This is a genomic window from Stutzerimonas nosocomialis (genome assembly GCF_005876855.1).
Taxonomy (GTDB): domain Bacteria; phylum Pseudomonadota; class Gammaproteobacteria; order Pseudomonadales; family Pseudomonadaceae; genus Stutzerimonas; species Stutzerimonas nosocomialis.
In genome coordinates this window covers 131113-144381 of record NZ_QLAE01000008.1, presented here as the reverse complement: position 1 = coordinate 144381, position 13269 = coordinate 131113, and the positions used below count along the sequence as shown (strand labels likewise).

The window sequence follows — 13269 nt, the reverse complement described above, 5'->3', positions numbered from 1 at the left end:
CCAATGCAACCCACACACACCGCAAGCGCCACACCGGCGTCGCAACGCAATGTCCTGCGCGGCGCGATATTCATCATGGCGACGTCCTCGATCGGGCCCGCCTTTCTGACCCAGACGTCGCTGTTCACCGAGAAGTATCTGGCCAGCTTCGCCTTCGCCATCGTCATTTCGCTGCTCATCGACATCGGCGCCCAGCTCAACATCTGGCGCGTCATCACCGTGGCCAACCTGCGCGGCCAGGATGTCGCCAACCGGGTACTGCCGGGCGTCGGCCATCTGATCTCGGGGTTCATCGTGCTCGGCGGCATCGCCTTCAACATCGGCAACATCGGGGGCGCGGGCCTGGCGATGAACGTGATCTTCGGCGTGCCGCCGGTGATCGGCTCGCTGATCGCCGCCGTGCTGATCATCGGCATCTTCCTGCTGCGCAACGCCAAGGGCGTGATGGATTCGGTGATGCAGGTGCTCGGCCTGATCATGCTGTGCATGATCGGCTACGCCATGCTGCAGTCGAGCCCGCCGCTGCTCGAAGCCGTCAACCGCAGCTTCAACCCCGACGATCCGCTGATCCTGCTGCTGCCCATCGTGACGCTGGTCGGCGGTACCGTCGGCGGCTACATCTCCTTTTCCGGCGGGCATCGTCTGGTGGAGGCCGGCATCACCGGCGTGCAGAACGTCGGCGCCGTGACCCGCGCCGCGGTCACCGGCATCGCCACCACCGGCGTGGTGCGCATCTGCCTGTTCCTCGCCGCGCTCGGCGTGGTCAGCCAGGGGCTCGCGCTGGATGCCGGCAACCCGGCCGCCTCGGTGTTCTCCCATTCGATGGGCACCATCGGCTACAAGATGTTCGGCGTGGTGCTGCTGGCCGCGTCGGTGTCGTCGGTGATCGGCGCCGCCTATACCAGCGTGACCTTCATGTACTCGCTGCATGAAGCCATCCAGCGCAACAACCAGCGCATGGTGATCGCCTTCATCGTCTGCTCGACGCTGATCTACAGCCTGGTCGGCCAGCCGGTGAAGGTGCTCGTCGTGGCGGGGACCCTGAACGCCCTGGTGCTGCCGCTGGCGCTGGCGTGCATCCTCTGGGCATCCCGGAAGCCGAGCATCGTCGGCAACGAGTACCGTCATCCGACCTGGATGCTGGTCTTCGGCCTGCTGGCCATGGCGGCCACGGCGGTGGGCGTGGTGATGTCGTTCAACGCCTTCGTGCAGTTCTGGCAGTCCTGACGCCGGCCCTTCCCTGCCCTTCGGCGGGCGCTAGCCGCGCTCGCCGATCAGCCACTCCAGCGGCACTTCGTGCTGGCCGCGCTCATCGGTGATAAACAGTGCGCCGTCGCTGATCATCACACTCCAGCTGACCGACCGTGGCAGGTCCTGCGCCACGGTTTCCAGCGCCTCCTGCTGCACCGCCACCACGTTGATCTTCTTCAGGCTGCGCACGCTGTCCAGCACCTTGGTCTGCCAGACCCGCAGATTGCCGTAGGCCACCAGGCTGAAGCGCTCGGCGCGCCGCGAACACCAGGTGATCCGCTCGGCATCGGGCTGCCCGACCTCGATCCAGTGCAGCACGCGGTCATCCAGGCTCTTTTCCCACAGCGCCGGCTCGTCGACGTCCGACAGGCCGCGCCCGAAGGCCAGCTGCTCGTCGTACCAGAGGACATAGGCGATCAACCGCGCCACCAACCGCTCCTCGGTCTCCGACGGATGCCGGGCGACGGTGAAACGCAGGTCCTGGTAGACGTTGCGATCGATGTCGGTGAGGTTGATCTCGACTTTATAAGGCGTGGCTTGCAGAGCCATGGCGGGCATCCCGGCGAAGAAAGGCGCAGAGTCTACAGAAATAATCGCCCCGCCGGAGCGGCTCGAAAACAGACCAAACGGAGTTTTGACAATCATTCTCATTCTGATTAGTATCCCTCGCATCCAGCAAACGTAGCGAGTGCCCTGAATGTACGTCTGTCTTTGCCAAGGTGTTACCGACCGTCAGATCAGGGAAGCGATCTACGAAGGATGTTGCAGCTACAAGGAGGTTCGGGCCGCTACCGGCGTAGCCTCCCAGTGCGGAAAATGCGCATGCGTCGCGAAGGAAGTGGTTCGCTCCACCCTGAGCGCGACCCAGACCGCCAACGCAGCCCTTGGCTATGCCGCGACCTTCGTGCCCGCCTGAGCTGAAAGATTTTTGAAGAACCGGACCCCAGAGTCCGGTTTTTTTATGCCGTCAATTCAAGGGCTTAGCCTGCAAGTGCAGAGGCGAAACATTCTTATTCGGTTTAACTGCTTTAAATTCAAGGACTTAGGTTTGACAGACGTTGTTCGTATAGCCAGACTTCGCCCATGAACCCACCCATCGACACAGGGGCCCGAACATGAAAGGCGACAAGTTGGTTATCCAGCATCTCAACAAGATCCTCGGCAACGAGCTGGTCGCGATCAACCAGTACTTCCTGCATGCACGCATGTACGAGGACTGGGGGCTCACCAAGCTCGGCAAGCACGAATACGACGAATCCATCGACGAGATGAAGCATGCCGACAAGCTGATCAAGCGCATCCTCTTCCTCGAGGGCCTGCCCAACCTGCAGGAACTGGGCAAGCTGCTGATCGGCGAGCACACCCGCGAGATGCTCGAGTGCGACCTGCAACTGGAGCAGAAAGGCATCCCGGACCTCAAGGTGGCCATCGCCTACTGCGAAAGCGTTGGCGACTACGGTAGCCGCGAACTGCTCGAAGACATCCTCGAATCCGAGGAAGAGCACATCGACTGGCTGGAGACCCAGCTGGGACTGATCGACAAGGTGGGCCTGGAAAACTACCTGCAGTCGCAGATGGATGCCTGACATCCGGCACCCGCGATAAAAAAAGCCCCGCTTCTGCGGGGCTTTTTCATGGCTGACCGATCAGGCGTCGGCCTTGTTCACGGCGGCCTTGATCAGGGGCTGCAGCTCACCTTTTTCGAACATCTCGGTGAGGATGTCGCTGCCGCCGACCAGCTCGCCGTCGACCCACAGCTGCGGGAAGGTCGGCCAGTTGGCGTACTTGGGCAGGTTCGCGCGGATCTCGGGGTTCTGCAGGATGTCGACATAGGCGAACTTCTCGCCACAGCCCATCACCACCTGGGAAGCACGTGCGGAAAAGCCGCACTGCGGGGCGTTCGGCGAACCTTTCATGTACAGCAGCACCGGGTTGTTGGCGATCTGCTCTTTGATGGTTTCGATGATATCCATGGGGGGGCACCTCGGCTAGATACGGTTGCCGGCCATTGTACCGAAAGCGCCCGCAAAAGCCGAGTCAGAGGGTCGGCCATTACCGCGACGGATGGACGCCCAAGCGCCTGTTTTCACGCCGATCACGCCCTTTCCGAGCGCCCGAATCCCCGTCAACGCTGGGCTTTGGGGCCTATTTGCGCCGCTTGCGTGTTTACCGATAAGATCTCGGGCTTTCCCCGCTTAGTCGCTGACCCGCGCGACCTTCTGTCGCCGGTCTCGCCCGTTTTTCCCGGAAAAACCCAACGGGCCCGCGACGATGGCAACAAAGGTAGTCGATATGAGCGCAAGGCACTTTCTTTCACTGATGGACTGCACGCCGCAGGAGTTGTCCAGCCTGATTCGTCGCGGCATCGAGCTGAAGGAGCTGCGCGAGCGCGGCGTGTTGTTCGAACCCTTGAAGAACCGTGTGCTGGGGATGATCTTCGAGAAAGCCTCGACCCGCACCCGCCTCTCCTTCGAAGCCGGCATGATCCAGCTCGGCGGCCAGGCCATCTTCCTCTCCCCGCGCGACACCCAGCTCGGCCGCGGCGAGCCGATCAGCGACTCGGCGATCGTCATGTCGAGCATGCTCGATGCGGTGATGATCCGCACCTTCGCCCACAGCAACCTGACCGAATTCGCCGCCCACTCCCGCGTTTCGGTGATCAACGGACTGTCCGACGACCTCCACCCCTGCCAGCTGATGGCCGACATGCAGACCTTCCATGAACACCGCGGCAGCATCGCCGGCAAGACGGTGGCCTGGATCGGCGACGGCAACAACATGTGCAACACCTATATAGAAGCGGCGATGCAGTTCGACTTCCAGCTGCGCATCGCCTGCCCTGAAGGGTACGAGCCCGACGCGACCCTGCTCGAGGCGGCCGGCGAGCGCCTCACGCTGCTGCGCGATCCGCGCGAAGCGGTTGCCGGTGCCCACCTGGTGAGCACCGACGTCTGGGCATCGATGGGCCAGGAAGAGGAAGCCCAGGCGCGCCTGGCGCTGTTCCGTCCGTACCAGGTCACCCGGGCGCTGCTCGACCTTGCGGCCGAGAACGTCCTGTTCATGCACTGCCTGCCGGCCCACCGTGGCGAAGAAGTCAGCCACGACCTGCTGGACGACCCCCGCTCGGTCGCCTGGGACCAGGCCGAGAACCGGCTGCACGTGCAGAAGGCGCTGCTCGAGTTTCTGGTCGAGCCGGCCTACCACCACGCATGAATGCACAACCGCTCCTCAGCCTGCGCCAGCTCGCCTGCGGCTACGGCGGCCAGCGGGTCGTGGAGCAGCTGAATCTCCAGCTCGAGCGCGGCGACATCGGCTGCCTGCTGGGGCCGTCGGGATGCGGCAAGACCACCACCCTGCGAGCCATCGCCGGGTTCGAGCCGGTCCACGAAGGTGAAATCCAGCTCGCCGACCGGGTCATCTCGCGCAGCGGCTTCACGCTGGCGCCGGAGCGGCGGCGCGTCGGTATGGTCTTTCAGGACTACGCGCTGTTTCCCCACCTCAACGTCGCCGACAACGTCGCGTTCGGCATTCGCAAGCATCCCCACGCCCGGCGCATCGTCACCGAACTGCTGGACCTGGTGCACCTCGCGCCCCTGAGCAAGCGCTACCCCCACGAGCTCTCCGGCGGCCAGCAGCAGCGCGTGGCGCTGGCCCGGGCGCTGGCCCCGGAACCGGACCTGCTGCTGCTCGACGAGCCCTTCTCCAACCTCGATGGCGAACTGCGCCGGCGCCTGAGCCACGAAGTGCGGGACATCCTCAAGCTCCGGGGCACCAGCGCCATTCTCGTGACCCATGATCAGGAAGAGGCGTTTTCCGTGAGCGACCAGGTCGGGGTCTTCCGCGACGGGCGCCTCGAGCAGTGGGATACGCCCTACAACCTCTACCACGAACCGGCGACCCCCTTCGTCGCGAGCTTCGTCGGTCAGGGTTACTTCATCCGCGGTCAGTTGATCGCCCCGCAGAAGGTGCAGACCGAGCTCGGCGTGATCCAGGGCAATCGTGCCTTCGACTGGCCGACCGGCAGCTCGGTGGACGTGCTGTTGCGCCCGGACGACATCGTCTACGCACCGGAAAGCCCGCTGAAGGCGGCCATCGTCGGCAAGACCTTCCTCGGCGCCTCCACCCTCTACCGCCTGCAACTCCCAACCGGCAACCAGCTGGAGGGGATCTTCCCCAGCCATGCCGACTACCGGACGGGCGAGCACGTCGGCATAAGGGTCGCCGCGGATCATCTGGTGGTGTTCCCCGCGATGGGCAGCGTAGCCGCCCACGAGACGCTGCCCGACGCCGGCTTGCGCCGCTTCAGCAGCATCTGAACGATTAACCCTTCTCCAGCCGCCGCTGGCGGAAGAAGTCGCTGAGCAGCGCACCGCACGCCTCCCCCAGCACGCCACCCTCGACCATGACCCGGTGATTGAGATGGGTCTGTTCGAAGAAACGGCCCCGGCTGATCGCCGCGCCGGCCTTCGGTTCGACCGCGCCGAACACCACCCGCCCGATGCGCGCATGCACGATCAGCCCGGCGCACATACTGCAGGGTTCCAGGGTCACGTACAGCGTGCTGCCGGGAAGCCGGTAGTTCTGTGCCGACTCGGCGGCGGCCCGGATCGCGACCATCTCGGCATGGGCGCTGGGATCGTGGCGCAGGATCGGGCAATTGAACCCCCGCCCGATGACGACACCGTCGCGCACGACCACCGCCCCCACCGGCACCTCGCCGAAGGACGCCCCCTCGGCGGCGAGCGCCATGGCTTCGCGCATGAAGTCTTCGTCGCGGCTTCGGTCGATGATCTGGAGCTTCTTCATGGATGCGTTTCGGTCGGAGAGTGAGGAACAGCGGCGTTCAGGCCACTTCGATGGCGGCCATCAGGCCGGTTTCCATGTGGTCGATGACGTGACAGTGCAGCATCCAGACGCCGGGGTTGTCCGCCACCAGCGCCACCCGGGCCGTCTCGTTCTTGCCAAGCAGGAAGGTATCGGTGAAATACGGCTCGATCTGGCGCCGGTTGGAGCCGATCACCTTGAAGCTCATGCCGTGCAGATGGATGGGATGCTGATACTGGCTCAGGTTGCGAAACTCGAGGATGTAATGCCCGTCCTTCTTCAGCCTCGCGATCGGCCGGTCGGCGCAGGTCTTGTCGTTGATGTCCCAGGCCTCGCCATTGATCTGCCAGAACTGGTGTGCACCGCCCTGCTCGACGTTGCTGGAGACCGCGCCGGACCACTCGAAATTGAAGCGCAGCATCTCGGCACGCTGCAGATCAGGCTCGGCGACCGGATTGGCCGGCAGCGGTGCAGGCCACTCGCCCGGGGCATCCTCGCTGGCGACCGAACGGAGCGAGGCCAGGCGCATCGGACCGTTGCGCAGCGATAGCGACTGCCCGGCAGGCGGCACCCTGAGCGCCAGGTCCAGGCGCATGCCGGGGCCGAGCCAGTACTCCTTGCCCAACGGGCGAGGCGCGACCGGGTTGCCATCCAGTGCGTAGATGCGCGCCTCGCCGCCTGGCAGGTTGAGGCGGTAGGTCATGGTGTTGTCGACGTTGATCAGTCGCAGGCGGACCACCTGCCCGGCCGGCAGCTCGATGTCCGGCAGGTGGTGACCGTTGATGCTCGACAACAGGCCCAGGGTGCCCACGCGGGCCGCCTCGCGCGCAATGCTGAAGTCGGTGAAGGCGCCTTGCTTATCGACGTGCCAGTTCTTCAGGCACAGCGTGCGTTCATGGCGAAAGCCGCTGCCGTCGCGTTCCTCGACGATCAGCGGGCCGACCAGACCCCGGCCGAGCTGCTCGGCGCTGGTCGTATGGGGGTGATACCAGAAGCTGCCGGCGTCATGGACCCGGAAGCGATAGTCGAAGTGCTCCCCGGGCAACACCGGCAACTGCGAAACGTACGGCACCCCGTCCATCTCCAGCGGCAGACGAATCCCGTGCCAGTGGATGGTGGTCGGCTCAGGCAGCTGGTTGACGAACCTCACCCGCAACCAGTCGCCCTGGCGCGCGCGCAGTTCCAGGCCCGGGGCCTGGCCGCCGTAGGCCCAGGCGGGCGTGACATGCCCGGCCACCAGCTCGACATCCAGCGGCGCGGCGATCAGCTCGTAATCGTGGGTCACGCTCGACCCGGTGCGGCCCAGCCAGTAGCGCGCGCCGCCGGCAAGCCCGACCACGCCGAGCCCTGCCAGGCCGGCCAACAACTGTCTACGCGAGAAATTCATGGGTCAGCTCCTGCATGGCTTCACTGCCCCATCAGGCGTGTGCGCCGCCCTCTCTGGCGGAGAGCTGCCGCAGCGTTTTCGAAGCCGGGCATTTTCCCATGTCGGGCCGGCTTTGTGGAGCGCTGCGGCAAATGGCCCTGCCGCAGGCGCGAGGTCGGCCCCTGCGGCGGCGTTCAGGCGCGCTCCGGACTCAGCGCACCATGTGCAGGTAGTGGCGATGGCGTTCGTACTGGTCGAGTATGTCGCCGATCACGCCGTCGCGGCTCCAGCCCATGATGTCGTAGTCCTGCCCGCCTTCGCGGAGGTACACCTCGGCGCGGAAGTACTTGCGCTCTTCCTGGTCGGCTTCGGTATCGCGCATCACGAAACTGGGCTGCACGAAGGCGCGCGGGCGCACCTCGTAAAGGAAATCCAGGTGATCGCCGTGGGCGACCTCCAGGCTCGCGCGCCCGTCCTCGCCTTCGCTCAGGCGCACGTCGAACCCCTGCTTGCGCAGCTCCTCGGCGACCGCCTCGAAGGCAGGCTGCACCACCTCGCCAATGAAGCGGGTGACGTGGGCGCGGCGCGGCATCATCACCATGCTGCGCAGACGCCGCTGCCAGCCCTCGGCGCTGCGCCCTTCGGGCCGCGACAGGGCGATGGACTGGTAGCGGATCCCACGCTTGGTGGCGTCCAGCTTGAGCGCCTTGAACAACCCCCAGATCGACATCAGCAGGATCACCGAGAACGGCAGCGCACTGGCGATGGTCGCGGTCTGCAGCGCGGTCAGCCCATCGGCGAGCAGCAGCGCGATGGCGACCACCCCCATCAGGGACGACCAGAAGATGCGCTGCCAGACCGGCGTGTGGCTCTGCCCGCCGGAGGCCAGCAGGTCGACCACCAGGGCGCCGGAGTCGGCGGACGTGACGAAGAACACCACCACCATCGCGATGGCGACCATCGAGATGACACCACTCAAGGGGAACTGCTCGAGAAACGCGAACAACGCCAGCGAGCTGTCCTGATCCACGGTTTCGGCAAGGCTCTGCAGCCCCTCGACCAGAATCAGATGCAGCGCGGTGTCGCCGAAAACCGTCATCCACAGCAAGGTGAACCCGGCGGGCACCAGCAGCACGCCGCTGACGAATTCGCGAATGGTGCGGCCACGGGAGATGCGCGCGATGAACATGCCCACGAACGGCGACCAGGCGATCCACCAGCCCCAGTAGAACAGCGTCCAGCCGCCGATCCAGTCGGTCGGCTCGTAGGCGTAAAGGTTGAACGTCTTGTTGACGATCTCCGACAGGTAGGCACCGGTGTTCTGCACGTAGGCCTGCAGCAGGAACACCGTCGGCCCCAGCACCAGCACGAACACCAAGAGGATCAGCGCGAGGATCAGATTGCCTTCCGACAGCAGGCGGATGCCCTTGTCCAGCCCGCTCGCCACCGAGATGGTCGCCAGCAGACAGGTCGCGACGATCAGCCCGACCTGCACCGTGACGCCCACCGGCAAGCCGAACAGGTGGTTCAGGCCGCTGTTGATCTGCGAGACGCCCAGCCCCAGCGAGGTCGCGACGCCCAGCACGGTGCCGATGATCGCGAAGATGTCCACCGCGTGGCCGATCGGGCCGTGGATACGATCCCCTATCAGCGGATAGAGCGCCGAGCGCAGCGTCAGCGGCAACCCGTGGCGATAGCTGAAAAAGGCCAGCACCAGCGCCACGATGGCGTAGATCGACCAGGCGTGCAGACCCCAGTGGAAGAAAGTGATCTTCATCGCCTCCCGGGCCGCTGACACGGTTTCCGGCGTGCCCACCGGCGGCGAGACGAAGTGCATGACCGGCTCGGCCACGCCGAAGAACATCAGCCCGATCCCCATACCGGCCGAGAACAGCATGGCGAACCAGGTGTAGTTGCGGTAATCCGGCTCGCTGTGGTCCGGCCCGAGCTTGATGTCGCCGTAGCGGCTGACGGCGAGAAACACCACCGACACCAGAATGATGGCCACGGTGAGGATGTAGAACCAGCTGACGTTGGCGATGATCCAGGCCTGGATGACCCCGAAGACACTCTGGGCGATCTCCGGTGCGATCACGGCGAACAGCACCAGCGCGAGGATCAGCGCGCCCGAAGTGTAGAAGACCGGTGGATTGATGGTACGAGGCGACGGCGCCATACGAGAAGGCTCCTTTGCAGAGTTCTAGCGGGGTACGAAACCCTCGGGAATTCTAGTCCGACCGCCCGACGGGCTGAGGATTCAGCCACGAAGCGATCGACCAGAGCGTGCGATCCGCGGATGCAGGCATCGGAATCGGAGACGTCGGGCATGCGCGTATGCATGTCCGGCGGGGCTGAGAGGTCAGCCGAAGGCATCGCCACGGCGATGCCGGAGAGGGCCCGTGGCCCTCAAGCAGGCAGGCCGCCCCTGGAGGGCGACCTGTTGAGTGACGGGGTCACTCCCACTCGATCGTTGCCGGCGGCTTGCTCGAGACGTCGTAGGTGACGCGCGAGATGCCTTCGATCTCGTTGATGATGCGGTTGGAGACCTTTTCCAGCAGCTCGTACGGCAGATGTGCCCAGCGTGCGGTCATGAAGTCGATGGTCTCGACCGCGCGCAGCGCGACGACCCAGGCGTAGCGGCGGCCATCGCCCACCACGCCGACGGATTTCACCGGCTGGAACACCACGAACGCCTGGCTCACCTTGTGGTACCAGTCCGCCTTGCGCAGCTCGCTGATGAAGATGTCGTCGGCGCGGCGCAGCAGGTCCGCGTATTCCTTCTTCACTTCGCCGAGGATCCGCACGCCCAGGCCCGGGCCCGGGAAGGGGTGGCGGTAGACCATGTCGTAGGGCAGGCCCAGTTCGAGGCCGATCTTGCGCACCTCGTCCTTGAACAGCTCGCGCAGCGGCTCGACCAGCTTGAGGTTCATCTCCTCCGGCAGGCCGCCGACGTTGTGGTGCGACTTGATCACGTGGGCCTTGCCGCTCTTGGCACCGGCCGACTCGATGACGTCGGGGTAGATGGTGCCCTGGGCCAGGTACTTGATGTTGTGCAGCTTGCTCGCCTCGGCATCGAACACGTCGATGAAGGTGCGGCCGATGATCTTGCGCTTCTTTTCCGGGTCCGCCTCGCCTTCGAGGTTGTTCAGGAACTGGGCTTCGGCATCGGCGCGGATCACCTTGACGCCCATGTTCTCGGCGAACATGGCCATCACCTGGTCGCCCTCGTGCAGGCGCAGCAGGCCGTTGTCGACGAATACGCAGGTCAGCTGATCGCCGATGGCCTTGTGCAGCAGCGCGGCGACGACCGACGAGTCCACGCCGCCGGAGAGCCCCAGCAGCACGTTGTCGCTGCCGACCTGCTCGCGCACCTGGCGCACGGCATCGTCGACGATGTTGGACGGCGTCCACAAGGCTTCGCAGCCGCAGATCTCGAGAATGAAGCGCGACAGGATGCGCCCGCCCTGGCGCGTATGGGTCACTTCCGGGTGGAACTGCACGCCGTAGTAGCCGCGCTCGTCGTCGCCCATCGCGGCGATCGGGCAGCTCGGGGTGCTGGCCAGGATGTGGAAGCCTGCCGGGATGTCGGTGACCTTGTCGCCGTGGCTCATCCACACGTCGAGGCCGAACATGCCGTCGTCGTCCATGTGGTCTTCGATACCGTCGAACAGGCGCGACTTGCCGACCAGATCGACGCGGGCATAACCGAATTCACGCACATCCGAGCCCTGCACACGTCCGCCGAGCTGTTCGGACATGGTCTGCATGCCGTAGCAGATGCCGAACAGCGGGACCCCGAGGTCGAACACCGCCTGCCGCGCGCGCGGGCTGTTGGCCTCATGGACGGACTCCGGACCGCCGGCGAGGATGATCCCGCGCGGGTTGAACGCACGGATGTCCTCGTCGCTCATGTCGAACGGATGCAGCTCGCAATACACGCCGATTTCGCGCACGCGGCGGGCGATCAGCTGGGTGTACTGGGAACCGAAATCCAGAATCAGGATGCGGTGAGCGTGAATGTCTTGCTGGGACATGGAGCTTTCCTTCGGAAAGAGCTTGAAGCTGAAAGCCAGAAGCTGGAAGCAGAGGCCCGAAGTCTCGACTTCAGGCTTCCAGCTTCCAGCTTCCAGCCGCTGTTGGCTTAGGCTAGATCAACCGACCCGGTAGTTCGGCGCTTCCTTGGTGATCTGCACGTCATGCACGTGAGACTCGGCCATGCCGGCGCCAGTGATGCGGACGAACTGAGGACGGGTACGCATGTCGTCGATGGTGGCGCTGCCGGTGTAGCCCATGGAGGCCCGCAGGCCGCCCATCAGCTGGTGAATGATCGCCGACAGAGCGCCCTTGTAAGGCACGCGACCTTCGATGCCCTCGGGAACCAGCTTCTCGGCACCGGCGGAAGAGTCCTGGAAATAACGATCGGAGGAACCCTGCGCCTGGGACATCGCGCCGAGCGAACCCATGCCGCGGTAGGCCTTGTAGGAGCGCCCCTGGAACAGCTCGACCTCGCCCGGCGCCTCTTCGGTACCGGCGAACATGGAGCCCATCATCACCGCGTTGGCGCCCGCGACGATGGCCTTGGACAGGTCACCGGAGAAGCGGATGCCGCCGTCGGCGATCATCGGGACACCGGTGCCTTCCAGCGCCGCGGAGACATTGGCGATGGCGGAGATCTGCGGAACGCCGACACCGGCGACGATGCGGGTGGTGCAGATGGAGCCCGGGCCGATGCCGACCTTGACCGCGTCGGCGCCGGCCTTCACCAGGTCCAGCGCGGCTTCGGCCGTGGCGATGTTGCCGCCGATGACCTGCACCTGCGGGAAGTTTTCCTTGACCCAGCGAACGCGGTCGAGGACGCCCTTGGAGTGGCCGTGGGCGGTGTCGACGACGATCACGTCAACGCCCGCCGCGGCCAGTGCGGCGACGCGGTCTTCGGTATCGGCACCGGTTCCGACCGCCGCGCCGACGCGCAGGCGGCCCTGCTCGTCCTTGGATGCCAGCGGATAGGTCTTGGCTTTTTCGATGTCGCGGAAGGTGACCAGCCCGCGCAGGTGGAAGTTGCCGTCGACCACCAGCATCTTCTCGATGCGGTGCTCGTAGAGCTTGGCCTTGATCTGTTCCAGACCGGTGCCTTCCTCGACGGTGACCAGCTCTTCGCGGGGCGTCATGATCGCCGCGACGGAATCGCCGGTGTTCGGCGTGAAGCGAAGGTCACGGCCGGTGACGATGCCGACCAGCTCCTTGCCGGACACCACCGGGAAGCCGGAGAAGCCCAGTTCCTGCGCCTTGCGCAGCAGATCGCTGATCTTGGTTTCGGGTGTCACGGTGACCGGATCATGAACGATGGCCGTTTCGTGGCGCTTGACCTTGCGCACCTCGGCGGCCTGCTGCTCGACGTTCATGTTCTTGTGGATGATGCCGATGCCGCCTTCCTGCGCCATGGCGATGGCCAGACGCGCCTCGGTGACGGTGTCCATCGCTGCGGAGACCAGCGGAATGTTGAGTTCGATGCCACGGGTCAGGCGGGTCTTGAGGCTGACATCCTTCGGCAGGACCTCGGAATATCCCGGGATCAGGAGAACATCGTCAAAAGTCAGGGCTTCTTGGCTGATACGCAGCATGGCGGGGGCTCCCAGGCGGGAAAAAGGAAGCGCGGCATTATACCGAGCAGGGCCGTCGGCCTCAATGCAGTTTTCCGAACACGCTTTCGGCGCCCTGGCAACAGCCGGCTCGCCCGCTCGATGCCAGGGCGCCGAAAGCGCTCGATACCCCGTCCGGCCGGCAGACCTCGAGGACGCTGCGCGCGGCCTGTGGTTTCCCTTATCATG

12 protein-coding genes are annotated in these 13269 nt (G+C 65.0%); 5 read left to right on the top strand and 7 right to left on the bottom strand.

Annotated features, from left to right (window positions below):
• The first annotated feature begins 3 nt into the window (after positions 1 to 3).
• The gene (locus DN824_RS07380) at positions 4 to 1227 is read left to right on the top strand and encodes an NRAMP family divalent metal transporter (protein ID WP_138407702.1); all 1224 of its coding nucleotides are present in this window, start codon (positions 4 to 6) and stop codon (positions 1225 to 1227) included.
• Positions 1228 to 1257: 30 nt separating this feature from the next.
• On the opposite strand, the gene DN824_RS07375 is transcribed toward DN824_RS07380, so the two are convergent.
• Positions 1258 to 1800 carry a YaeQ family protein gene (locus tag DN824_RS07375; protein WP_138407701.1) on the bottom strand — a complete coding sequence of 181 codons (543 nt, stop codon included), beginning with the start codon at positions 1798 to 1800 and terminating at the stop codon, positions 1258 to 1260.
• 148 nt (positions 1801 to 1948) lie between these two features.
• On the opposite strand from DN824_RS07375, the gene DN824_RS07370 reads away from it, so the two are divergent.
• Both DN824_RS07370 and bfr read left to right on the top strand, forming a co-directional pair.
• Positions 1949 to 2167 carry a bacterioferritin-associated ferredoxin gene (locus DN824_RS07370; RefSeq protein ID WP_138407700.1) on the top strand — a complete coding sequence of 73 codons (219 nt, stop codon included), beginning with the start codon at positions 1949 to 1951 and terminating at the stop codon, positions 2165 to 2167.
• Positions 2168 to 2366: 199 nt separating this feature from the next.
• Positions 2367 to 2837, top strand: coding sequence for a bacterioferritin (gene bfr, locus DN824_RS07365; RefSeq protein WP_138407699.1), 471 nt, complete (start codon positions 2367 to 2369; stop codon positions 2835 to 2837).
• Positions 2838 to 2897: 60 nt separating this feature from the next.
• On the opposite strand, the gene grxD is transcribed toward bfr, so the two are convergent.
• Positions 2898 to 3224, bottom strand: a complete 327-nt coding sequence (gene grxD / locus DN824_RS07360) for a Grx4 family monothiol glutaredoxin (protein WP_138407698.1) — start codon at positions 3222 to 3224, stop codon at positions 2898 to 2900.
• A gap of 319 nt (positions 3225 to 3543) precedes the next feature.
• Between grxD and argF the strand changes: the two genes are divergently transcribed.
• Positions 3544 to 4464 (top strand): ornithine carbamoyltransferase, encoded by a 921-nt coding sequence (gene argF, locus DN824_RS07355; RefSeq protein WP_138407697.1) that lies wholly within the window; start codon positions 3544 to 3546, stop codon positions 4462 to 4464.
• Entirely contained in the window at positions 4461 to 5567 is a 1107-nt protein-coding gene (locus DN824_RS07350; RefSeq protein ID WP_138407696.1) for an ABC transporter ATP-binding protein, read from the top strand. Before argF ends, DN824_RS07350 begins: the two co-directional genes overlap by 4 nt.
• Positions 5568 to 5571: 4 nt before the next feature.
• Here the strand turns inward: DN824_RS07350 and tadA are convergent, their stop codons facing one another.
• The 5 genes from tadA to guaB all read right to left on the bottom strand — a co-directional run bounded on the left by tadA (position 5572) and on the right by guaB (position 13062).
• On the bottom strand, positions 5572 to 6057 hold the full coding sequence (tadA, locus tag DN824_RS07345) for a tRNA adenosine(34) deaminase TadA (protein ID WP_138407695.1): 486 nt from the start codon (positions 6055 to 6057) through the stop codon (positions 5572 to 5574).
• Between the two features lie 37 nt (positions 6058 to 6094).
• Positions 6095 to 7462, bottom strand: a complete 1368-nt coding sequence (locus DN824_RS07340) for a multicopper oxidase family protein (RefSeq protein ID WP_138407694.1) — start codon at positions 7460 to 7462, stop codon at positions 6095 to 6097.
• 190 nt (positions 7463 to 7652) lie between these two features.
• Positions 7653 to 9617, bottom strand: coding sequence for a choline BCCT transporter BetT (gene betT / locus DN824_RS07335; protein WP_138407693.1), 1965 nt, complete (start codon positions 9615 to 9617; stop codon positions 7653 to 7655).
• A 277-nt stretch (positions 9618 to 9894) separates the two neighbouring features.
• On the bottom strand, positions 9895 to 11475 hold the full coding sequence (gene guaA, locus DN824_RS07330; protein ID WP_138407692.1) for a glutamine-hydrolyzing GMP synthase: 1581 nt from the start codon (positions 11473 to 11475) through the stop codon (positions 9895 to 9897).
• Between the two features lie 117 nt (positions 11476 to 11592).
• Complete coding sequence (guaB, locus tag DN824_RS07325) at positions 11593 to 13062, bottom strand: IMP dehydrogenase (RefSeq protein WP_138407691.1); 1470 nt, start codon at positions 13060 to 13062, stop codon at positions 11593 to 11595.
• Positions 13063 to 13269: the final 207 nt, after the last annotated feature.

What these genes read in the sequence shown, in the direction of transcription:
- DN824_RS07380 (WP_138407702.1), top strand. Translation starts at nt 4, where the DNA reads ATGCAACCCACACACACCGCAAGCGCCACACCGGCGTCGCAACGCAAT.
- DN824_RS07375 (WP_138407701.1), bottom strand. Translation starts at nt 1,800, where the DNA reads ATGGCTCTGCAAGCCACGCCTTATAAAGTCGAGATCAACCTCACCGAC.
- DN824_RS07370 (WP_138407700.1), top strand. Translation starts at nt 1,949, where the DNA reads ATGTACGTCTGTCTTTGCCAAGGTGTTACCGACCGTCAGATCAGGGAA.
- bfr (WP_138407699.1), top strand. Translation starts at nt 2,367, where the DNA reads ATGAAAGGCGACAAGTTGGTTATCCAGCATCTCAACAAGATCCTCGGC.
- grxD (WP_138407698.1), bottom strand. Translation starts at nt 3,224, where the DNA reads ATGGATATCATCGAAACCATCAAAGAGCAGATCGCCAACAACCCGGTG.
- argF (WP_138407697.1), top strand. Translation starts at nt 3,544, where the DNA reads ATGAGCGCAAGGCACTTTCTTTCACTGATGGACTGCACGCCGCAGGAG.
- DN824_RS07350 (WP_138407696.1), top strand. Translation starts at nt 4,461, where the DNA reads ATGAATGCACAACCGCTCCTCAGCCTGCGCCAGCTCGCCTGCGGCTAC.
- tadA (WP_138407695.1), bottom strand. Translation starts at nt 6,057, where the DNA reads ATGAAGAAGCTCCAGATCATCGACCGAAGCCGCGACGAAGACTTCATG.
- DN824_RS07340 (WP_138407694.1), bottom strand. Translation starts at nt 7,462, where the DNA reads ATGAATTTCTCGCGTAGACAGTTGTTGGCCGGCCTGGCAGGGCTCGGC.
- betT (WP_138407693.1), bottom strand. Translation starts at nt 9,617, where the DNA reads ATGGCGCCGTCGCCTCGTACCATCAATCCACCGGTCTTCTACACTTCG.
- guaA (WP_138407692.1), bottom strand. Translation starts at nt 11,475, where the DNA reads ATGTCCCAGCAAGACATTCACGCTCACCGCATCCTGATTCTGGATTTC.
- guaB (WP_138407691.1), bottom strand. Translation starts at nt 13,062, where the DNA reads ATGCTGCGTATCAGCCAAGAAGCCCTGACTTTTGACGATGTTCTCCTG.